Annotated in this window: 19 protein-coding genes; 8 read left to right on the top strand and 11 right to left on the bottom strand. The window is 62.3% G+C overall.

The window, feature by feature from the left end; all coding sequences use genetic code 11:
• Positions 1-31 precede the first annotated feature (31 nt).
• Positions 32-694, top strand: coding sequence for a potassium channel family protein (locus tag HMPREF9237_RS05020; protein ID WP_196800241.1), 663 nt, complete (start codon positions 32-34; stop codon positions 692-694).
• Positions 691-1413, top strand: coding sequence for a potassium channel family protein (locus HMPREF9237_RS05015; RefSeq protein ID WP_016442652.1), 723 nt, complete (start codon positions 691-693; stop codon positions 1411-1413). The genes HMPREF9237_RS05020 and HMPREF9237_RS05015 overlap by 4 nt, the downstream gene beginning before the upstream one ends.
• Here the strand turns inward: HMPREF9237_RS05015 and HMPREF9237_RS05010 are convergent.
• The 4 genes from HMPREF9237_RS05010 to HMPREF9237_RS04995 form a co-directional block, all read right to left on the bottom strand.
• A complete protein-coding gene (locus tag HMPREF9237_RS05010; protein WP_016442651.1) occupies positions 1365-2063 on the bottom strand; it encodes a DUF3159 domain-containing protein in 699 nt (232 codons plus the stop codon). The two genes, HMPREF9237_RS05015 and HMPREF9237_RS05010, sit on opposite strands and share 49 nt — an antisense overlap.
• Before the next feature lie 29 nt (positions 2064-2092).
• Complete coding sequence (locus tag HMPREF9237_RS05005) at positions 2093-2344, bottom strand: hypothetical protein (RefSeq protein WP_016442650.1); 252 nt, start codon at positions 2342-2344, stop codon at positions 2093-2095.
• Positions 2345-2350: 6 nt separating this feature from the next.
• Positions 2351-3100, bottom strand: coding sequence for a DUF3710 domain-containing protein (locus tag HMPREF9237_RS05000; protein WP_016442649.1), 750 nt, complete (start codon positions 3098-3100; stop codon positions 2351-2353).
• A 124-nt stretch (positions 3101-3224) separates the two neighbouring features.
• Positions 3225-3524: a DUF4193 domain-containing protein gene (locus tag HMPREF9237_RS04995; RefSeq protein WP_016442648.1), complete on the bottom strand. Its 300-nt coding sequence runs from the start codon at positions 3522-3524 to the stop codon at positions 3225-3227.
• Between the two features lie 225 nt (positions 3525-3749).
• Between HMPREF9237_RS04995 and sepH the strand changes: the two genes are divergently transcribed.
• On the top strand, positions 3750-4997 hold the full coding sequence (gene sepH, locus HMPREF9237_RS04990; protein WP_016442647.1) for a septation protein SepH: 1248 nt from the start codon (positions 3750-3752) through the stop codon (positions 4995-4997).
• Between the two features lie 75 nt (positions 4998-5072).
• Here sepH and HMPREF9237_RS04985 read toward each other — a convergent pair whose 3' ends face one another.
• Positions 5073-6293: an alkaline phosphatase family protein gene (locus HMPREF9237_RS04985; protein WP_016442646.1), complete on the bottom strand. Its 1221-nt coding sequence runs from the start codon at positions 6291-6293 to the stop codon at positions 5073-5075.
• Positions 6294-6370: 77 nt separating this feature from the next.
• Here HMPREF9237_RS04985 and HMPREF9237_RS04980 point away from each other — a divergent pair, with 77 nt between their 5' ends.
• On the top strand, positions 6371-8803 hold the full coding sequence (locus tag HMPREF9237_RS04980) for a DNA gyrase/topoisomerase IV subunit A (RefSeq protein ID WP_016442645.1): 2433 nt from the start codon (positions 6371-6373) through the stop codon (positions 8801-8803).
• 88 nt (positions 8804-8891) lie between these two features.
• Here the strand turns inward: HMPREF9237_RS04980 and HMPREF9237_RS08940 are convergent, their stop codons facing one another.
• The 3 genes from HMPREF9237_RS08940 to HMPREF9237_RS04965 all read right to left on the bottom strand — a co-directional run bounded on the left by HMPREF9237_RS08940 (position 8892) and on the right by HMPREF9237_RS04965 (position 12606).
• Entirely contained in the window at positions 8892-9926 is a 1035-nt protein-coding gene (locus tag HMPREF9237_RS08940; protein WP_016442644.1) for a hypothetical protein, read from the bottom strand.
• A gap of 55 nt (positions 9927-9981) precedes the next feature.
• Positions 9982-12105 (bottom strand): DNA gyrase/topoisomerase IV subunit B, encoded by a 2124-nt coding sequence (locus HMPREF9237_RS04970; protein WP_039898344.1) that lies wholly within the window; start codon positions 12103-12105, stop codon positions 9982-9984.
• Positions 12106-12411: 306 nt separating this feature from the next.
• Positions 12412-12606, bottom strand: coding sequence for a DUF7455 domain-containing protein (locus tag HMPREF9237_RS04965; protein WP_026428827.1), 195 nt, complete (start codon positions 12604-12606; stop codon positions 12412-12414).
• Between the two features lie 81 nt (positions 12607-12687).
• Here HMPREF9237_RS04965 and HMPREF9237_RS08935 point away from each other — a divergent pair, with 81 nt between their 5' ends.
• Positions 12688-13443, top strand: coding sequence for a PolC-type DNA polymerase III (locus tag HMPREF9237_RS08935; protein WP_016442642.1), 756 nt, complete (start codon positions 12688-12690; stop codon positions 13441-13443).
• Here HMPREF9237_RS08935 and HMPREF9237_RS04955 read toward each other — a convergent pair.
• Both HMPREF9237_RS04955 and HMPREF9237_RS04950 read right to left on the bottom strand, forming a co-directional pair.
• On the bottom strand, positions 13391-15184 hold the full coding sequence (locus HMPREF9237_RS04955; RefSeq protein WP_016442641.1) for an RNA polymerase sigma factor: 1794 nt from the start codon (positions 15182-15184) through the stop codon (positions 13391-13393). The two genes, HMPREF9237_RS08935 and HMPREF9237_RS04955, sit on opposite strands and share 53 nt — an antisense overlap.
• 250 nt (positions 15185-15434) lie before the next feature.
• A complete protein-coding gene (locus HMPREF9237_RS04950) occupies positions 15435-16721 on the bottom strand; it encodes a DUF4192 family protein (RefSeq protein WP_016442640.1) in 1287 nt (428 codons plus the stop codon).
• Between the two features lie 107 nt (positions 16722-16828).
• Between HMPREF9237_RS04950 and HMPREF9237_RS04945 the strand changes: the two genes are divergently transcribed.
• Positions 16829-17869: a polyprenyl synthetase family protein gene (locus HMPREF9237_RS04945; RefSeq protein ID WP_016442639.1), complete on the top strand. Its 1041-nt coding sequence runs from the start codon at positions 16829-16831 to the stop codon at positions 17867-17869.
• 35 nt (positions 17870-17904) lie between these two features.
• Here HMPREF9237_RS04945 and HMPREF9237_RS04940 read toward each other — a convergent pair whose 3' ends face one another.
• Complete coding sequence (locus tag HMPREF9237_RS04940; protein ID WP_231366675.1) at positions 17905-18246, bottom strand: Rv2175c family DNA-binding protein; 342 nt, start codon at positions 18244-18246, stop codon at positions 17905-17907.
• A gap of 198 nt (positions 18247-18444) precedes the next feature.
• On the opposite strand from HMPREF9237_RS04940, the gene HMPREF9237_RS04935 reads away from it, so the two are divergent.
• Positions 18445-18942 (top strand): lytic transglycosylase domain-containing protein, encoded by a 498-nt coding sequence (locus HMPREF9237_RS04935; protein ID WP_016442637.1) that lies wholly within the window; start codon positions 18445-18447, stop codon positions 18940-18942.
• A 36-nt stretch (positions 18943-18978) separates the two neighbouring features.
• Positions 18979-20655 (top strand): protein kinase domain-containing protein, encoded by a 1677-nt coding sequence (locus HMPREF9237_RS04930; RefSeq protein WP_016442636.1) that lies wholly within the window; start codon positions 18979-18981, stop codon positions 20653-20655.
• Positions 20656-20664: the final 9 nt, after the last annotated feature.

Below are 20664 nucleotides of genomic sequence, written 5' to 3'. Positions count from 1 at the left end.
TACGGTACCCGCTTTGCGGTAGCGTAATGTAGTGCACTTCGTAATTATGGGATGCGGGCGCGTGGGTGCCGCACTGGCGCTCTCGCTTTCCGCCATCGGCCATTCGGTGGCCATTATCGACCAGGATGCTGAAGCTTTCCGCAAGCTCCCCGAAGATTTCCCGGGGCAGCAGATCACCGGCGTCGGTTTTGATCGTGATGTTTTAGCGCGCGCAAATATCGACGACGCCGCCGGCTTCGCCGCCGTTTCCTCGGGCGATAACTCGAATATCATCGCCGCCCGGGTGGCGCGCGAAACTTTCGGACTCACCAATGTGGTGGCTCGTGTCTACGATCCCACTCGCGCGATTATCTACGAACGGCTCGGGATCGCCACGGTCGCCCCGGTGCGCTGGACGGCGGACCGGGTGCTGCGTGAACTCATTCCGCTGGGACCCCACCACGAATTCCGCGATCCCCTCGCCCGGATTTCCCTCATTGAAGTTGCGGTGGATCGGCGCTGGTTCGGGCGCACCGTCGCGGATGTGGAAGACGAAACCGGGGCGCGAGTCGCCTATATTATCCGTAGCCTGGCCGGGCTCCTCCCCCACAGTGACACCGTGATCCAGGACGGGGATACTCTCAAAGTGCTCGTGGCTTCCGAGGACGCCTCCGGCGTACAACATATGCTGCTCAAATCGGAAGGTGCGCAGTGAATATTCTCATTATTGGGGCTGGCGCCGTCGGGGTGTCGGTGGCCCGCGAACTTCTCAAATCCGAACATTCGATCTCTATCGTGGATAAAAAGCCCTCCGCTATGCGTATTTCGAGTGCTTCGGATGCGGATTGGCATCTGGCTGACGCCTGCGAAGTTCCCGCACTGCGCGAAGCGGGCGCGGCGGAGGCCGATATTATCGTGTGTGCCACCGGGGATGACAAGGTAAATCTGGTGGTGTCTTTGCTGGCAAAAACCGAGTTCGGTATCGCCCGCACCATTGCGCGTGTCAATAACCCGCGTAATGAATGGTTGTTCACCGATGCCTGGGGTGTGGATGTCACGGTTTCCACTCCGCGAATTATGGCCTCCCTGGTGGAGGATGCGGTCTCGGATGGCTCCCTCACTCAGGTCATGCGTTTCCATCGCAGCGGGGCGAGCCTGTGGCAGGTTTCGGTATCCGCCGATGCCCCGGTGGTGGGAAGCGCCATCAGCGATATTGAGCTGCCCTCCGGAGTCGCCATTAACGCCATTATTCGTGATGGTGTGCCACTGACCGCCGATGCCGATTTAATCGTGGATGTGGATGATCAGGTGCTCCTCATTGATGGCGGGGACGATGTGGATATGTCCGCTCTCAAGAGCTATTTCCGGCCCCGCCCGGCCCCCGCTCAAGATGCGGAAGGAGAGGCCGCCGTAGATTCGGAAGGCTCCAGGTAGGTGCTGGCCGGGGGCAGGCCACGTACCAGTAGCCAGGTGGCCCACAGGATAAGGCAGAACAGCACCGGCCCGGCAATAATTTTGATAACGCCCAGCGCTGCGGTATTGCCGCTGATAAAGAAGGGCAGTTGTACGACGACGCGGCCGGCGAACATGGCGAGCCACAGCCATGTAATGCGGGTATAGCGCCGGTAGGTGAGCCGAGCGGCCGGGTGGGTGGCGCTGCGCCACGAGGCAATATCCCCGCGCAGCATCCCGATAATATATCCCATGATGGGCCGGCGGATGAGAAGGGAAATAGTCACTCCTACCGCGTAAGCGGCATTGGTGAGGAAACCGGGAAGGAAATAGGTTTCCGCGCGTCCGGAGCGCCAGGCGAAAAAGGCCGAGATTCCAACCACAAAAAGCCCGCCGAGGGCCGGCATCACGTCGATCCGCTGCATGAGCCGCACCAGAATAGCCAGAACGGCCATGCCCAGAGGAACGAGGACCGCCAGGGGAATATTGCGGGTAGCTAAATAAATAATGACAAAAACGAGGGCGGGAACATTAGCTTCAACGACACCGCGCACCCCACCTATCGCTTTCCAGGCATCGAATTCTTCCCCGAGAACCGCGCGCAGACCGCCGCCGGGTGTGGTGGTATCCATGTGGCCTCCCGGCTGTTCAGGGGTGCTCGCTAAAGCACGATATATTCCGGGTTATATGCTACCAGCACGCCCCTGCGCCGCAATGGCACTATCCGGGCACGAATACGGTCCCCAACTCGCACGCAGTCGATGGTGCGCCTCCCTTGGAAAATAAGGGTGAGGAGCCCCGCGGTGGTTTCCACAGCGATACGTACTTCCGGGGTATGGGCCCCATTCCCTCCGGGGGCGCCCGGGTACGTGATGGCGATAATATCCCCCGTCACCCACACCGGTGTAGCCATAGCTATCTAGTGGATCTCTTGGATTTCCGGGCCGCGCTTGGGGAGCTCGATGCCGGTATCAGGAGTTTCTGGTTCCGGCTCACCCTGCTGGGGAAGAGCGAGGGGAAGCAGTTCGCGCGGCGGGATAGCTTGGGTGCCGCGCACAACCACCAGATCATCGAGGACGCGGTGGAGTACTTCGGTACCGCGTTCCGGATCTACCGCCCCGCGCCCGGTCACGGCTACCCGCAGCAGCCAGCGAGGGCCGTCGATACCGATAAAGCGCACCGGTACCCGGCCGTTCTCCGCGGGCATCTGGGCCTGGATTTCGGGGCCGTATTCCCCTTCAGCTTCCTGGAAACGCCCGCCCTGATTGGCGATGGAGGAAATCACTTCTACCCGGATATCCTCCCACAGGCTAGCGGATTTCGGTGCGGCGAATACCTGCAATTGCACCGCGGAATCCCCCATCACGTAGACCACGCCGAGCACGACCTGACGTTCGCGATCCACGGAGAATTGCATGGTGGCATCGGGCAAAATCGGTAGTCGCAGCGCACCGCCGTCAATAAGAGCGGGGTTCTCCGGGGCTTCGGATTCATCGTAGGGGCCGCGTTCCTTCGGGCCTGCAGCGGGAGCTTCAGCACCGGCAGTGGTCTCCACGCTACCTTCCGCCGCTCCGGAATTTTGCGCAGCGAGGTTCTGGCCGGTTTCTTCACGCTCTACCGGCTGCGATGCCGAGGTCGTGTTTTTCTTCCGCCGTGAGAACCATGCCATAGCTTTATACTCCTCGTCCCGATTCCTTCATTTCCTCTAGTCTAATGAGGGAAGTCGCACCGTGTTGAGATGCACTGTGGTGAGATACCGCGGCCCGAGGGCCGCGGCGTCGTCGTACTTCCAGTTAGCCCGCGCAATCCACGCAGACGGGCAGTCCGTCTTCCACGTGATCCAATTGGGAGCGATGGTGAACCAGGAAGCACTGTGAGCAGGTGAATTCATCATCCTGGGCCGGAATCACATTGACGGATAGCTCGACATTGGACAGGTCCGCACCGGGGAGCTCAAAGCCCTCGGCCGCTTCGACCTCGTCCTCATCAACCGCGCCGGATTGCTGGTCCGAGCGCCGCCCGGCGAGCTGTTCGAAAGAATCCTCGCGGAGCTCCTCGTCTTGCTTACGCGGAGCATCGTAATCTGTTGCCATAAAGTCACTCTCCAAAAATGCCGGGGTCCACGCGGTGGATTCCGCACGAACCGGCGTCCACCCGCGAGAAACGGATCTTTCCGCCCTCGCGTATGGTCCTGACGGGTGGTACTGCGCGCTTAGTGTAACAGCACGCGCGGCACATGGAAACACACCCGCGCCCAATACCTGCTTTTCGGGCCCGGAGGTGGCACCCTAAGAGTGGTACCAAGAGTAAGGGAAAAGATGAAAAAGCTGGAGCTGCTCGGCTTGCAACCCGACGGTCACAACCTCACGCTCAACGATGAGGAGGGCAATCGCTATCTGCTGCCCGTCACCGATGATCTGCGTGCTGCCCTGCGCAAGGATCCCCATCCCAGCACTCCCGATGAGGAGATCACCCCGATGGGGCCGCGTGAAATCCAAGCTCTCGTGCGTGCCGGCCGCAGCGTGGACGATATTTCCGAGATGGCCGCGCTACCTCCCTCACGCATCTCCGCCCTGGCGTATCCCATTATTGCCGAACGTAACTACACCGCCGCGCAGGCCCGTAACTACACTCTCGGGCGCGACGTGGGCGGTTTCACAGTTGAAGAACTCGTCACATCCCGACTTGTTGCCCGCGATGTGGATACCGCCTCGATCACCTGGGATGCGGTGCGTGAGGCCGGGCAGCCCTGGGCGCTGATTGTGCACTTCGTGTCCGCCGGGCGCGAGCACGAGGCCCGCTGGTTTATTGATACGGATCGCCATACTCTTCAGGCCCGTAATGATGAGGCCTCGTGGCTGTCGGAAACTTCCCTCACGGCAGATGCGGGCCCGTGGCGCCCGGATCACACTCCCGCGGTGGTGCCGGGAGCTGCGGATCCTGTTTTTTCCGGTACGACGCCGCCCGCGGCGGTTCCCGCCGCGGTGCCGGCCTCCCCCGCTGCCCTCCCGAGCGCGACGGACACTCCCCCGGCGCGCGCCTCTATTGATGAAGTGCTGGCCTCGCTTGATTCCCAGCGGGGTAAGTCACGCCCCATGCCGGATGCCGATCATGATATCGATCCCAATGAATGGGACGGGGCACATCGGGCTCCCGAAGATGAGGAGGAGCTGCGGGCTCCGGCCACCATCGTTTCCCTACCCTCACGCGAGGGGCAGCTACCCGGCCAGCGAGCGCTGCTGGAGCCCGAGGAACTCACCCAGACCCCGGTGCTCCGCCCGGCTTCCGTTTCAGATGAGAGTGGGGCCGCTGGCTCAGCCGCGGGCACGGTTTCTGGTGCGGGTGCTGACTCCGATGCCGATGGCGGACCGTCCGATGCCTCAACTGAGGCGAGCGGTGCGGCTGGCGCTGCCTCGGCTAGCGTGCCGGCTGCCGAAAAAACCGCGCCGGCAAGTGCGCCAGAGAAAACAGCACAGGCAGCTACCGATGCACGGCGCGGGCGCAAGCGCACCGATCGGCCGACCATGCCGTCCTGGGATGAGATTGTCTTCGGTAAAAAAGACTAGCTTGGGCGGGCGCCCGTGCTAGCGTGCTAGCACCACGCGTACCCGCGAGCGCGCGCACCGCTACGCATTCCGGCGCTACTTGAGCTCCAGGAGCAGGGGAATAAGCATCTCCGTGGGGGTAAGCGAACCGTGGACCCCGCGCATAAAGGTGGCCCCCGGCTGCATCTGCCCGGTGTGGACCACGCTCAGGTGGCCACGCTGGAAAGCGAGCACATCCCCCATAGCTTCGCGTGCCTGCGCGGTGACCGGCCCGAACATGCCGGTCGCGATTGCTTCTTCTTTGGTGTACACCCAGGATCGGTCCCCGAGGTAGTCCCGCCAGCGCGCCGCCACTTTTTCCGGTTCCCGGGTGTAGAGATGCACCGCGCGTTCTTCGCCCGAATATAGGTCCACGCCTTCGCTCAGGGCCGGCGTGGTAGCTACATCGATGCGTTCACTCGGATCAACCATGCCGTGATCAGCGGTGAGGACCAGCAGAGTATCCGGGGGCAGCAGCCGGGTGAGCAGGCGGATACCGGCGTCCAAATCTTCGAGCGCCATGGTCCATTCCTCACTGGTGGCTCCCCAGCGGTGCCCGCGGTGATCAACTTCCCCCCAGTACAGGTAGGCGAAACGCCCACCCTCGCGCAGGAACCGGGCGGCTAGGTGGACCCGGTCATCGAGGGCCGGCCCCCCGATCGCGGTAAAGCCGCGCCAGGCGGCCCGGGTTAGCCCCGAGCCGATGTGGTCCGGATCCTGGATGGCACCCAGCTGCGTGGCCGTGCCGGGGCGGGCGGCTTCCAGGCGCTGCGCCCAGGTGGGCACCGGCTGCCATTCTTCCGGGTCGAGCCCGCTATCATCCCAGCTAATCAGGGAGAAATTACGGCCGGTACGCGGGGAACGCAGGGAGTAGGACAGCATCGAGGTGCGCCCGGGAAGCGCCCCGGTACCCAGGGTGGTGAGGGCGGCGGCGGTGGTGGACGGCGCCGTGGAAGTGAGTGGTTCGCGCGCGGTCAAGGCACGCAGGGTGGGTGCGTGGCCGATGCGCGCCGCCAGGTTTTCCGCCCCCAGGCCGTCCACGAGGACGAGGCAGACCCGGCTGGCCGGCGGCAAGTCCAGCACGCTCGCCCGCTGCGTATCAGGCACTCCCTCCCCCCGCGTATGTGGCACGCTCGCCCGGCCCGCTGTGGGGCCATCCACCCGTTCCGTTTCAGCCGCCGGGTTTTCCGTTTCGGGCAGCATCCCGCAGGCGGCTAAACATTCGCCCAAGACGGCACGCAGGGAGCGCGCCCCGGGCAACACAGGAAGCTCAGTCATGCCTCTCAGTCTACTTTCCGCCCCGACACTCCTGTGCCGCCGCCCCGCGCGCGGCCAAAAAGCGGGATAATTGAGCAATGCCCAAGAATACGAGCCCCGCGGAACATATCGTCGATATTAACGTGTCGGAGGAGATGCGCACCTCCTTCCTCGAGTATTCCTACTCGGTGATTTACGCGCGTGCTCTGCCCGATGCTCGCGACGGTCTCAAGCCGGTGCAGCGCCGTATTCTCTTCCAGATGGGGCAGATGGGCCTGCGCCCCGACCGCGCGCACGTGAAGTCCTCGCGCGTGGTGGGTGACGTGATGGGACGCCTCCACCCCCACGGTGATACCGCTATTTATGATGCGATGGTGCGCCTCGCCCAGCCTTTCACTATGCGGCTACCGCTGGTGGACGGGCACGGTAATTTCGGTTCGCTCGACGACGGGCCAGCTGCCTCGCGCTATACCGAGGCCCGCCTAGCGGCCCCGGCCATGGCGATGATTTCCTCGCTCGACGAGGACGTTGTCGATATGGTCCCCAATTATGACAACACCCTCCAGCAGCCCGAGGTGCTCCCGGCCGCGATCCCGAATTTGCTGGTCAATGGTTCTTCCGGCATCGCGGTGGGAATGGCGACCAATATTCCGCCGCATAATCTTATTGAGGTTATTAACGGGGCGAAGCACCTGCTGCGCCACCCGGATGCGAGCCTCGAGGATATTATGCGTTTTATCCCCGGCCCGGACCTGCCCGAAGGCGGCAAAATTATTGGTTTGGACGGCATCCGGGAAGCATACGAAAGCGGGCGCGGTATTTTCCGTACCCGGGCGACGGCGCGCATCGAAAAAATCAGCGCCCGTAAGCGCGGCATTGTTATTACGGAACTGCCCTATCTTGTGGGTCCGGAAAAGATCATTGACAAGCTCAAGGACGCCGTTAACGCCAAGAAAATCCAGGGTGTCTCCGGGGTTCAAAACCTGACGGACCGGCACCACGGCATGCGGCTCGTCGTCGAAGTAAAAAATGGGTTCCACCCCGAAGCGGTACTCGCCCAGCTGTACCAGCACACCCCGCTCGAGGATTCTTTCGGGATTAATAATGTGGCTTTGGTTGATGGACAGCCGCAAACCCTGGGGCTACTGGAACTGCTGCGGGTGTGGATTAAGCACCGCATCACGGTGACGCGCCGGCGCAGTGAGCATCGTTTACGGGCCGCGCAATCTGATTTACACCTGGTGGAGGGCCTACTTATTGCCGTCCTCAATATTGATGAGGTGATCGCGGTTATTCGTTCTTCGGATGATACCGCGGCGGCCCGCGAGCGGCTCATGGCTATTTTTGATCTGTCCGAGGCTCAGGCTGATTATATTTTGGAGCTGCGGCTGCGCCGCCTCACGAAGTACTCCCAAATTGAGCTGGAAGGGCGCCGCGAGGAGTTGGAGCGCACCATCGCGGAGCTGGAAGAAATCTTGGGGTCGCCCGAACGTTTGCGGGAGGTAGTGGCGACTGAGATGACGGAGGTGGCCCAGCAATTCGGTACTCCGCGGCGCACCGTGCTGCTGGAATCAGACGGAGCGGCCAGCGCCGCGGCACCGCAAGCTCTCCCCCTGGAGGTCTCCGATGATCCGACCTGGGTGCTGCTCTCGGGAACGGGGCTGGTGGCGCGCACCGCAAGCGGCGATGCTCCCGAGCGCGGCGGCCCGCGCCGGGCCCACGATGCGATTATTTCGCGGGTTGCTGCCACGGCCCGCGGGCATATCGGCGTGGTGACGAGCCACGGGCGCATGATCGACCTGGATGTACTTACTGTCCCCGCACTTCCGGATACCGCGGGGGCTCCCTCGCTGGCCGGTGGCACCCCCGTAGTGGATCTGATTTCTCTAGATTCCGGGGAGCGTGTCATCGGGCTGGCCCCGCTTACCGCCGCCGAGGGTGATCCGGTGCTCACCTTGGCCACCGCGCACGGGCGGATTAAGCGGGTGAACGGCGCGTACCCGAATAAGGAGAGCTGGGAGGTCATTACCCTGGCGGAAGGCGATAGCGTGGTGGGCTGCGCGCTGGCCCGCGATACCGACCAGGTGGTTCTTATCACGAGCGATGCGCAGTTATTGCGCTTTGAGGCATCATTGGTGCGCCCGCAGGGCCGGGCCGGTCAGGGTATTGCCGGGATTCGCTGCGCGGAAGGTGCCCAGGTCATTGCCCTCGGGGTGGTGCCCGGTGATGATCTTGCCGGTTCCCTGGTGGTCACGATTGCCTCGAATGCGCAGGCCCTCCCCGGTACCGAACCGGGTAGTGCCAAGGTCACGCCCCTGGATCGTTTCCCGGCAAAAGGCCGGGGTACGGGCGGGGTGCGCGCCCAGCGTTTCCTGCGCGGAGAAAATGTTGTGGCACTGGCCGCTATCGGCCCGGAGCCACTGCGCGCCATCACGGCCTCCGGCCAGCCGGTTGAGCTACCCGAGGTTGAAGAGAAGCGGGATGCTTCGGGCAGTGCCCTGACGATCCCGGTTACCGCTATCGGAAGCTAGCCACGCAGGCACGACGCGACGCGGCCGCCTTGGTGCACGTGCTTTCGCACGCAGCTAGGCACCGCGCGCCACAGCGGAACGCGGCTCCTTACGAGCGCGCCGGCAGATCCGGAAGCGGGTGGTGCACTACCCGGGTGCGTTCGGTGACTTCGAAGCCGAAGCTTTCATACAGGCTCAGGCGCGCCGCACTGTCGGGGGTCAGGCAGGTACCGTCCGGCTCGTAGTGGACGGTGAGATCCAACGTGGTGGCATCCATGCCGCTCTCCGCCTGGGCGGCAATACTGGCAGCCAGCAGGCGGGCATTGACCCCGTCCGGGCTTTCCGCCCGCACCGCGAGCTCATCAACATAGCCCTCACAGAATCCCAGGCCGGGCCAGTCCTGCTCATAGGCGGCGGTCATAATGCACCCGAGTACCCGGGGGCGATCCCCGCGGGTATCCACCGCCAGGAAACTCCATTCCCGGCGCATAAAAGCGCATTCAATACGCCACTGCTCCCGGGTGTAAATCGGATAATTCAATTTATCTGCGTAAAAAGAATTGTGGGCAAGAAGCGCGGCGTCGTCCCAATCGGGTGTGAGAGGAACTAACTCCACCCCATTGTTCTCAGCATGCGCGGAAGGCGGTAGGGGCAGCGGCCCACGCGTGAGCGGCCGGCGCATTTGCAGATAGGAGAGCCGGTCGGTGAAGCCGGCAGCCGCCAGGGCCCTCCCCCGTTCCGGATCCCAACTTTCCACATTCGCCACGGCCACGGGGTGCAGGGTTCCGGCCGCCAGGGCCGGAGCCCGGCGCAATTGTTCGGCGAGCACCCCGCGAGCTGCCTGTTCGCGCAGCTCCGGGCTCAGCCCGGGGTGCACACTAGCTGAAAGGGTAACCGTGGGATGCGCGGTGCGGGCATCGTACAGGCGCACGATACCGAAAGCAAGAAGGCGCCGGACCGGTACTGCGTCGTCGTACCACCCAAAAACACTATGCGGAACCGAGGGCTCAAACATGAGATCGATTTCTTCGCGTGAGGTGCGGAAGCTGGAGTTCACGGTGCTTTGGTGAGTATCCAGCAGCGTGAAAATCGCGCGGCCATCCGCCGCTGTGAGATCGCTCCACCGTATCGCGCCGTTACCCATGAGCCCTCCTTTACGGGTATGACTCTCAAGTGTAGCGAAGCGCGGGCCCGGAATCTTAGGCATCGATCTTGTCGTAGGAGATATCGTCAGCGCCCTCGACAATAAATTCGCGACGCGGGGCCACCTCGTTACCCATCAATACTTCAAAAACGGACTCGGCTTCCCGCAGCGCAGCTTCGTCCTCGATGCGGATACGCCGCAGGGTGCGGTGGGCCGGATCCATGGTTGTTTCAGCGAGCTGGTGCGCGTCCATCTCCCCCAGGCCCTTGTAACGCTGGATGGGTTCCTTATAGCTTTTCCCGGCGCGTTCGAGCTTCTTGAGTTCCCGATGCAATTCTTCTTCGGAATAGGTATAAATATACGAGCCCTTTTTCCCGCCACGCCCGGCCACCTCGATGCGGTGCAGTGGCGGCACCGCCGCGAAAACCCGCCCGGCTTCCACGAGGGGACGCATATAGCGGAAGAAAAGCGTGAGCAGCAGGGTGCGGATATGGGCGCCGTCCACGTCCGCATCCGTCATCATAATAATTTTCCCGTACCGCGCCGCCGCGAGGTCAAAAGTGCGCCCGGAACCGGCCCCGACCACCTGAATAATGGAAGAAACTTCCTGGTTGCGCAGAATATCGGCGGGCGAGGCGCGCTGCACGTTGAGGATTTTCCCACGGATGGGTAGCAGGGCCTGGAACTCCGAGGAACGCGCCAACTTCGCGGTGCCCAGCGCCGAATCTCCCTCGACGATAAAAAGTTCGGTGTGCTCAATATCATCGCTGCGGCAATCGGCGAGCTTGGCGGGCAGAGTGGAATTTTCGAGCGCGTTTTTGCGCCGCGAGATTTCCTTGTGGACGCGCGCGGCCACCCGCGCGCGCATTTCCGCCACGATTTTTTCCAGGAGCCTGGAGGTTTCGGTTTTTTGGTCGCGTTTCGTGGACGCCAGGATACTGTGGAGTTGTGCGGCGACGACGCGCGCCACAATGGGGCGCACTGCCGCAGTCCCCAGGATCTCCTTCGTTTGCCCCTCGAATTGGGGTTCGGCTAACCGGACCGTGACAACCGCGGTCATCCCGGCCAAAATATCGTCTTTTTCGATTTTGGCGTCTTTGGCGGTGAGCTTGAGGCGCCGCGAATTGGTGTCGATCAGGGCCCGCAGGGTTTTCACCACGCCCTGTTCGAAGCCGCTCTGGTGCGCACCTCCCCCGGGCGTGCGAATAATGTTCACAAAGGATTCGGTGGTGGTGTCATATCCGGTCCCCCAGCGCAGGGCCACATCCACTTCGCAGGTGCGTTCAACTTCCTGGGCGCGCAAATGCCCGCTTTCCGGGTCGAGGACCTGCACGTTTTCGGTGAAGGTTTCGCTGCCCGTGAGGTGCATGGTAGCGGTGAGGGCCGGATCGGTGGCCAGGTAGTCCGCAAAATCGACGACGCCGCCCTCGTAGTGGAACACTTCCTCGTGGGGGCCGTTCTCCCCCGGGGTGCCCGCCAGGCCGCGTTCATCACGAATGGTGATGGTCAGGCCGGGCACCAGGAACGCGGATTGGCGTACCCGTTCGGTGAGCAGGTCATAGGAGAATTCTGCTTCGGCCAGGAAAATCTGGGGGTCAGCCCAGTAGCGCACGGATGTTCCGGTGTTTTTCTTCGCGACTTTTCCGACTATATCGAGTTCGCTGCCGTGGGTGAAGGCTTCGAAAGGTGCTTCCGGGGAGGACTGGGCGCCGTCCTGGAAACGCCCGGGTTCCCCGCGCTTGAATTGCATTTGGTAGATCTTGCCGCCGCGCCGGACTTTCACGTCCATGCGGGCGGAGAGGGCATTGACCACCGAGGCACCCACGCCGTGGAGGCCGCCCGAGGCGGAATAGGATCCGCCTCCGAATTTCCCGCCGGCATGCAGGCGGGTATACACAACTTCCACTCCGGAAAGTCCCACCCCGGGGACGGTATCCACGGGGACACCGCGGCCGTCGTCGGTTACCTCAACCGAACCGTCGGCGTACAGGGTGACGGTGATATGGGTAGCGAATCCTTCCAGCGCTTCGTCGATGCCGTTGTCGATGATTTCCCAGAGGCAGTGCATGAGTCCGCGTGAATCCGTGGAGCCGATGTACATGCCGGGGCGTTTGCGCACGGCTTCCAGGCCTTCGAGAACTTGGAGATGACGAGCTGAGTATTCTTCGGAAGTTGACACACCGGTAGTTTACGCGAACGGTTGTTCGCGAGCCGCCGCGGCGCGCGTGTGAGTACGTGAAAGTACATGAAAGTGCGTGAAAGTACGTGAATCCCACGGTTCACACCAGTCCCAGCGGGGGTTCTATGCGTTTTCAGAGCTGTAGTGCATTTGTCGTACACGCGCAGTACACCTCGGAAAAACACCCCGCCACCTCCACGCAGCCGGCGCCGAGGGTACCAGCCGGCATCAGCTGAGAGCCACGGTAGGAACACGTTAACTCAAAAGCGGCCCGGGTGGGCCGCTGGTGGTGAGATCGAAGAGAAGCTAGGCGATATTTTCGCGTTCGTCTTGAATCTCGAGGGCATCTTCACGCAGCTTATCGAGGTGCTGGGAAGCATGATGGCCGCAGAAGAAAAGTTCTCCGTAAGGCAGGCGTACCCGAACGTAGGCCTGGGCTCCGCAGGCATCGCAACGATCCTGCGCGGTCAAGGGAGCTAATTCAGTCAATGTAGTACTCACATACCTATCAAAGCATAAAAGGGCTCGCTTATTCCTGAGGAGAAGATCACCTCAGGCCCGTGCTCTCGGTAAGCTGAACGCATGGGTGTTTCTCAGGCGCACGGTTTTTCTTCTGGCTACGCTGCCCTCGATCTGGAAACCACCGGTTTAGATGCGCGCGCTGACCGCATTGTGGAGATCGGGGTGGTGCTTCTGGATGAGCAGGGCAATCCGGAGCGCGAATGGGAAAGCCTGGTGAACCCGCTGCGGCCCATGGGAGCCACGGAGATTCACGGAGTACACGCTGCGGAAGTGGCACAGGCGCCGTCGTTCTCACAACTGCTCCCCCACGTGGAACGGTTGCTGCACCGGCGTATCCTCGTGGCGCATAATGCCCGCTTTGACCTGGCTTTCCTCAACGAGGCTTTTCACCGGGCCGGAAGCCCGCTACGTATCCCGCTCAGCGCTGCCGTGTGCACGATGGATCTCTCGCGCATTTATGTTCCTGACGGACGCCATTCCCTCATGGCCGTGGCCCAACGGGCGGGAATAGAGATAGAAGAACACCACCGCGCCATCACGGATGCGCGCATGTGCGGGCGGCTCCTGGCGGAATATCTGCGCCGGGAGGCACGCGGGGAGCGCTACGCCACCCATGCTTACAGCCGAGACGGGAAGGAAATAACAGCAGCGGCGTGGGACGATGCTCGCCTCCACGCCGCTGAGATTATTTGGCCCACCCCGCTATTTGAGATGGAGTTCCCCGCTGTGCGCCGCGCGCGCCGGGAACCTGCCGCGCCTGGTTTTACTCCAGATAGTCGCGCAGCACCTGCGAACGGCTCGGGTGGCGCAGCTTAGACATAGTCTTGGATTCGATCTGGCGAATGCGTTCGCGGGTAACCCCGTAAACCTTGCCGATTTCATCCAGGGTTTTCGGCTGGCCGTCGGTGAGGCCAAAGCGCATCGAAACCACCCCGGCTTCCCGTTCGGACAGGGTATCGAGAACGCGATGGAGCTGTTCTTGGAGCAGGGTGAAGCCGACGGCATCCGCCGGGACCACCGCTTCGGAATCCTCAATGAGGTCACCGAATTCGGAATCGCCATCTTCACCGAGCGGGGTGTGCAAAGAAATGGGTTCCCGGCCGTACTTTTGAACTTCGACGACCTTTTCTTCGGTCATATCCAGTTCTTTCGCCAGTTCCTCGGTGGTTGGTTCCCGCCCGAGTTCCTGGAGCATCTGGCGCTGGACCCGCGCGAGCTTGTTGATGACTTCGACCATATGCACCGGGATCCGAATGGTACGGGCCTGGTCCGCCATCGCGCGGGTAATAGCCTGGCGAATCCACCAGGTGGCGTAGGTGGAGAACTTGTAGCCCTTGGCGTAGTCAAACTTTTCGACGGCGCGCACCAGCCCCAAATTCCCTTCCTGAATAAGATCAAGGAAGAGCATGCCGCGGCCCGTGTAGCGCTTAGCCAGGGAAACTACCAGGCGAAGATTCGCTTCGAGCAGGTGGTTCTTGGCGTGCTTGCCATCGCGGGCGATAATCCGCAGTTCACGAATATAGGCGTGATCCTTTTCCTTATCGAGATTGCCCTGATTCAGCAGGTGCTGGGCGTAGAGCCCAGCCTCAATCCGCTTGGCTAGTTCAACTTCTTCCGCAGCGTTAAGCAGGGGAACTTTACCGATCTGCTTGAGGTAATCCTTGACCGGATCCGCGGTGGCACCGGCAACGTGAACACGTACCGCCGGCTCATCGGAATCATCGGAATCTTTGACGGTGAACCCGCCTCGGGAATTACGCCCGGTTGTTTCCGTTTTGGCGGCGTTATCCGTTTCCTTATCGGCTTCGTCCTCTTCTTCTTCCTCGGGCTCCTCTTCGGCGTCCTCAGAATCGTCCGCGTCATCCTCGAGATCGTCGTCTAGATCCTCGGCATCAACATCTTCAGCATCGACATCGAAATCTTCATCCTCGAGATCCTCATGTTCTTCAGGATCTTCCGGCTCTTCCTGCTTAGCGGTAGCACGCTTCGACGTAGCCTTCTTCGCGGTGGAAGCCTCCTTGGATTCGGCTGCCTTAGACGTGGTCTTCTTCGCGGCAGTCTTACGGGTGGCCGGCTTCTTAGCGGCCGGCTTCTCCTCCTTGGCTTCCGCAGAGGATGCGGAAGCCTCCGTGGCTGCCGCAGCAGCTTCCGGAGCTTCGGCTTCAGCGGCTGCCTTCTTAGTGGAGGTTTTCTTCGCCGCGGTGGACTTCGAGGCGGTGGACTTTGTAGCAGCTGACTTCGCTGCGGTGGCCTTCTTCGTGGAAGATGCCGAAGAAGCGGCCTTGGATTCGGAGGCCTTCGATTCGACTGCCTTGGAGGTGGTCTTCCTAGTGGCAGCCTTCTTGGTAGTGGTGGCCTTGGCTGCACTGGCCTTCTTGGCCGCCGGCTTCTTCGCAGCCGTTGTGCTTTCGGAAGCGGTAGCTGCCGAGGTGGCCGATGCCGTGCGACTGGAGGAGCGAGAGGCCGCCTTCTTCTTCGTACCCGAAGCGGATGCGGAGACCGCGGTGCCCTTTTCCACGGCAGCGGTTTCTTGTGCACTGGCAGACTTTGTGGCCACGTGAGACCTTTCCCTAGTGTTATCAACGAATGCCGAAAACCGGCACGGGGTATCCACCCCAAAGAGCTACTTAGCGGAACGCACCCCACCCACTTTTTGTTCCCCACCCTCCCTAAGGTGCCGATCATCACATAGCATTCTTATGCTCGGGGACTATAGTTCGCCCACTTTCCGCCGGTATGAACTTCCGCCGGCGCGAGCTTCCCTCCAGCGCGAATACCATCTTCACGCACGTAGCTACGTAGGTTCTTTAGGCTGCTTGGCTACCCGACCCATATCGATCCGCGGCTTCCGGCTCACTAGCTGCCAAACCGCAGGACGTGACATCGTCACCGGCACCGTCACTATCCACTTCCCCTTGATCGCCACTATCAGCTGTGGCGTGCGAGCACCTCCCGCCCTCATTCGCGCCTACCAACCAGGGAGGCAATGCGTTCCATTCGGCCGCATCTTTGAGCATGCGCGCCAGGCGCGAGCCTGAATTTATCTCCAGCGCTTCCTGAGCGCGCAGCGCGGTCATAGAATTTTGCCCCACCCACCAGGCTAAATAGGCCGAGCACGCATAGGGGACCTCCACTCCTTCCGGAGCCAGCCGAGCCAATTCATCCAGAAGCGCCATCATCCCTAAAGCCCGCACAATATTGGGACGCTCCCCCACCCCGGTAGCAAAACCCACCGCGGGATCAACGGAAGACATCGGTAACAGCGGATCATGCTCAAGGGAGACCTGCAAGATTTTGTCCCGAATAGGGATGCGTAAGAGCCCGGCCAAGGCTCGCCCCGCTTCGCGGGTGGTGATGCGCGGTGGGCCGGCTTGGCGGCGGCGCACCACCCGAGCAAGGAGCATATCCCAGTGCTCTTCCAGTGCTGTGTCTTCCTCCCCGCGCGCTTCTTCCAAGGCTATGGCGGTATTACGCATTCGAGTGGGGCTGGCCTTGACGATATCCCGGCGCGGTTCTTCTTCCAGAGGTGCCGACCCCTTGTAAACGAGAGCAGCCGCCGCCTCGGTAGATTCCAATTCTTCCCAGCGGCAAAATGTTTCTTCTCCCATATCCATAAACCCTTCGTTATCGGCAATAAAAAAATCACAGCTCCACGCATCGCGAGTGCCCGGGTCACCGTCCCAGAGTCGGGAAAGAGCAGCGCAGAGCAGCTCAAGGAGGGCCAGCACCGAAGCAAATTCACGGGTGTGAGCGAAGCGAATAAAACTTGGACAGTAGACCACCGCCACGCAGCTGAACATGCGGCAGGCAGCTACCGTGTCAGTTATTTGCCGGGCAACATAGGGCGAGATAGGGCCGGCACGCAGATCTACCCGAATGAGTGGCGTTTCACCCCCGGCCACGGCAACTTCCGGACGCTGCGAAGATTCCAGCGAACCGAACCATTGCGGTAGTTCCTCACCTTCCGGGCCCAGACCCCGATGCAATTCCGGGCTTCCCCCGAAGAGTACGAAGTGGTGGCGCGGGTGATAGCCCAGCAGATGGGGAATAACAGCGAGGGCATCGCGCGGATGATGAAGTGTGATTGTGTCCATAGGGCTAGATAACCAGCTTCGGCAACCGCGTGCTCGCGAGTGCCGGTACCCTGTGGATGGGGCGCGCACCTCACGAATCTGTGGATAAAAGAAGCGGAGCAGGAGCAATGGAGTGGAGCACTCGCGATTTCACCAACGGGGTTGATAGCCGCATTGAGGCGCGTTTAGATTCGCTGCGCCGCTGGAATCAGCCCGAGGTTGAGGATTTCATCAATACAGTTACCGCACTTGCGGCCGGGGGTAAGCGCACCCGGGCCCGGCTGGTGCGCGCGGGAATGCTCGCCACTCTGCCTGAACCCAGCTGTGCGGATATGGTGGCGGCGGTGCGTTTGGGTGCGGCCGTGGAGCTTTTCCAACTCGCGGCCCTTATTCACGACGATATTATTGACGCTTCTGCCACCCGCCGTGGGGTCCCCACGGTGCATGCCGAGCTGGAGAATTATCACCGTGTATCCGGTTGGGATGGTTCCCCCGAGCGCTACGGTTTCCGCTCCGGTTTGATTGTGGGCGATGCCGTGCTAGCGCTGGCTTCCCAGGAAGCGGTGAGTGCCGGGCGCAGTGCTCCTCTCGAGCCGTTTTTTACCATGTGCGAGGACGTGGGCATCGGCCAGTTCCTCGATATCCGCTGCGAATACACCCGCGCGGCTACCCGGGAGAATATCAGCGCGATTATCACGCATAAAACGGTGTCGTATTCCGCACTCTTCCCCCTGCTCATCGGGGCGGCGCTCGCCGAACAACCCGCCCCGGAAACAATCGCAGATTTGCAGGCTTTTGCCACGCCTTTCGGTGAGGCGTTCCAATTGCGCGACGATATCCTCGGAATTTTCGGGGATCCAGCTATCACGGGTAAACCTGCCGGTGATGACCTCACCGAAGGGAAAAACACCTTCCTCTTCCTCGAAACGCTGGAGCGGGTCAGCGAGGTGGATGCCCGGTGGCTGCGGTCCTTACGCGGGAAACGGTTGGAGGGCGACGACGTCGCTCGTGCTCAGGCCCTCATGGAGGACTCTGGAGCGCGGGCTCACGTGGAAAACATGATTCGCCACCGTGAAGATAGTGCACGGGCTATCTTGCCGCGCCTGAACGAGGCCGCCCGCGACAGCTTAGGGGAACTCCTCCAGCGCCTGCGTTCACGCACCCACTAGATCCGGCGGCCCCTGCCAAGGTGGGCAACCACGAGCTAAAAAGCCAGGCCGGCGATGACGCGCCGCACCGCGTGGGTGTGCCCGGCGATGAGTGCACCCAGCGGGGTGTCACGTAGTTCCGGTTCGAAGCGCCGCAACCATTCTTGGGCTTCGTCGTCGTTATACCCGGCATCGCGCAGGGAAATAATGGTGCCGCGCAGCGAGGGTAGCGGCACGCGCTGCCCGTCTTTCATCACGAATTGTCCCGCGTCGGCGTAGAGGGCGTTATTTTCCCCGCGCCGCACCGCCAGGAAACGGGCATCGCGCAGCTGGGAGCGTACCGTACGCAGATCGGTCTTGAGGTAATCGGCCAGCTCCGGAAGGCTCAACCATGTCACAGTTGTATTCTCTTTTTCCACGCTTCCTATCTTAATGCCGCGGCCGCGCAGGCGCGCAGGTGGGCGAAGGCGCGGCGTCGTCGCCATTACAAAATCGTCACATTCTGGTGACATTTTCACAACAGTGCACTATTGTCACAAGTAGAACAGCGGCCGGGGCGCAATCGAATGTCCCCCGCACCGGCCAGGAAGTGAGAAATGGTGGGATCGAAGGCGAATCTGGCGCGTTTGCGGGCGCAGGTACCGGCCCCGCGCTACGAACTTTCGCACGCGGAAATCGCGGCGCGTTTGAATGCGATTATCGCCCCGAGCCGGGCGGAAACGCAGAAGATGGTGCGTGATACGGCGGCGCTTATGGGCGTCAATCCTCGGCTTGCAATGGCGCATGCCTATATCGAATCCGGTTTCAATTCCCGCGCGCTCTCCCCCAGCGGTGCGGCGGGTGTGATGCAGCTGATTCCCGCGGCTTCGCGATGGGCGGGGCGGATGGTCGGCCGGGATCTGGACTGGCTTATTCCCGCGGATAATATCACCGCAGGTATTGCGATTATTCGCTATTTGCAGCGCCATACCGCCAGTACCCACGAGGCTATTGCCGCCTACTACCAGGGTTTGGCGCGCCTGCGGGAGGCGGGGCCGTACCCGTCTACCCAAAAGTACGTGCTGCGGGTCTTGCGCGCAGCTAAGAGTTTCTAAACGCGGCGTTTTGAGGCGGCGCGCTACCCTAGGTGTGTGACTATTCCTTCCCTGCCGTCCGGGTGGCTTGAGGGCCGCTACCGTCTCGACGCCCCGGTGGCGCGCGGCGGGATGGCCACGGTGTACCGCGGCTACGATACGAAGCTGGATCGCGTGGTGGCGATCAAAATTATGCACCCCGATTTAGCCGCCCTCGATGATTTCACCCGGCTCTTCCGGCGGGAAGCCCGGGCGGTCGCCGCGCTGAGTAGCCCGCATATCGTCACCATTTACGACCGTGGGATGTGGAACGACGGCGCAACCGAGCGTGCCTACCTCGTCATGGAATACGTCCCCGGGCCCACGCTGCGCCACGAGCTGGAGCGCCTAGGGTCCTTCCAGCTCGGCACCGCCCTGGAGATTTGCGATCAGGTCCTCCAGGGTCTGGCCGCTGCCCACCGGGCCGGCATTATCCACCGGGATATCAAGCCGGAAAATATTTTATTCGACGACGCCTGCCCGCCGCCCTCCCCAGTCCGCCTTCCCCAGCTCGCGGTGACGGTCACCGATTTCGGCTTGGCCCACGCGGTGAGTGCTTCCTCGGGGGCGCTGCCGCGCTGGGGAACCCTGGCTTATACCGCACCGGAAATTTTGGAGCAGCGGGTGGCGAGCCCGGCTAGCGATGTTTACGCCACCGGCCTGGTGCTCTTTGAGTTACTTGCCGGGCGCCTGCCCTGGGCCGGATACTCAGCCGCCCAGCTCGCGGCGGCACAAGCGCGGGAAGATTTACCGCGCCTTGCGGGGGATAATCCGTGGTTGCCGGCGGAGGTGGATTCTTTTATCGGGGTGCTTACCGCGAAGAATCCGGCGGATCGCCCGGCGAGCGCCGGAGAGGCCCGCAAATTGCTGCGGGGGCTGCGGGCTAGCATCGCTGATGATGCCGCGCTACGGCGCATTCCGGTCACGCCGCGCCGCCCGCAGCCGGTGCACCGTGAGGATGTGGCTGGCGATGTTGGTGGCGCTGAACTGGAGACCGCGGCTGCCGCCAGCACGGAGCGCGCCGCCACGCTCAATGCTGGCGCGGATGCAACCGTTCCGGTGCACGCACCTGCGCACCGTGCCCCGTCAGTCCTCCGCCCCACCCGGAAATTAAAGGTGAGCCAGGCTGGCTCGCAACAAGGTACGGCCCGACCGCAGCGCGGCGCGGGAAACCTGCAGCAGCACACCGCTGGGCGGCGGCGCGCCCGCGCGTGGCGGATTGCCGCCTGGGTATGCGCAATCGCGTTGCTTACTGGGGCAGGCGGCGCGACGTGGGCTCTCACGGCAGGCCCGTGGGCACGGGTGACGATTCCCGAACTTGCCACCGGGCTCACCCAAACGCGTGGCCAGATGGAGGCCCTCGGGCTAACAGTGGAGACGGAGGTGCGGGGCGGGAGCGGGGCGCTACCGGGTACCGTGCTGGGTAGCGATCCGGAGGCAGGTAGCCGGGTACGCCCGGGGAGCACAGTTGAACTTCTTATTGCCGGCGCAACCCGTGATGCAGCCGTTCCCGACGTGGCAGATATGGCGGAGGCAGAGGCACGCGCCGTGCTAGAAAAAGCGGGATTCCAGGTGCAGGTGCGCTACCGGGAAACCCGGGCGGCCGCGCCGGGCACCGTGTTGCGCCAGGATCCCGGACCGGGAGTGAGTGCTGCCTCCGGGCAGCACATCACCCTCATAATTGCGGCGCGGTAGCCAGGCCGC

The organism is Actinotignum schaalii FB123-CNA-2 (assembly GCF_000411135.1).
GTDB lineage: Bacteria > Actinomycetota > Actinomycetes > Actinomycetales > Actinomycetaceae > Actinotignum > Actinotignum schaalii_A.
The sequence above is the reverse complement of the archived record's forward strand: the minus strand, read 5'-3'. Positions and strand labels throughout refer to the sequence as shown.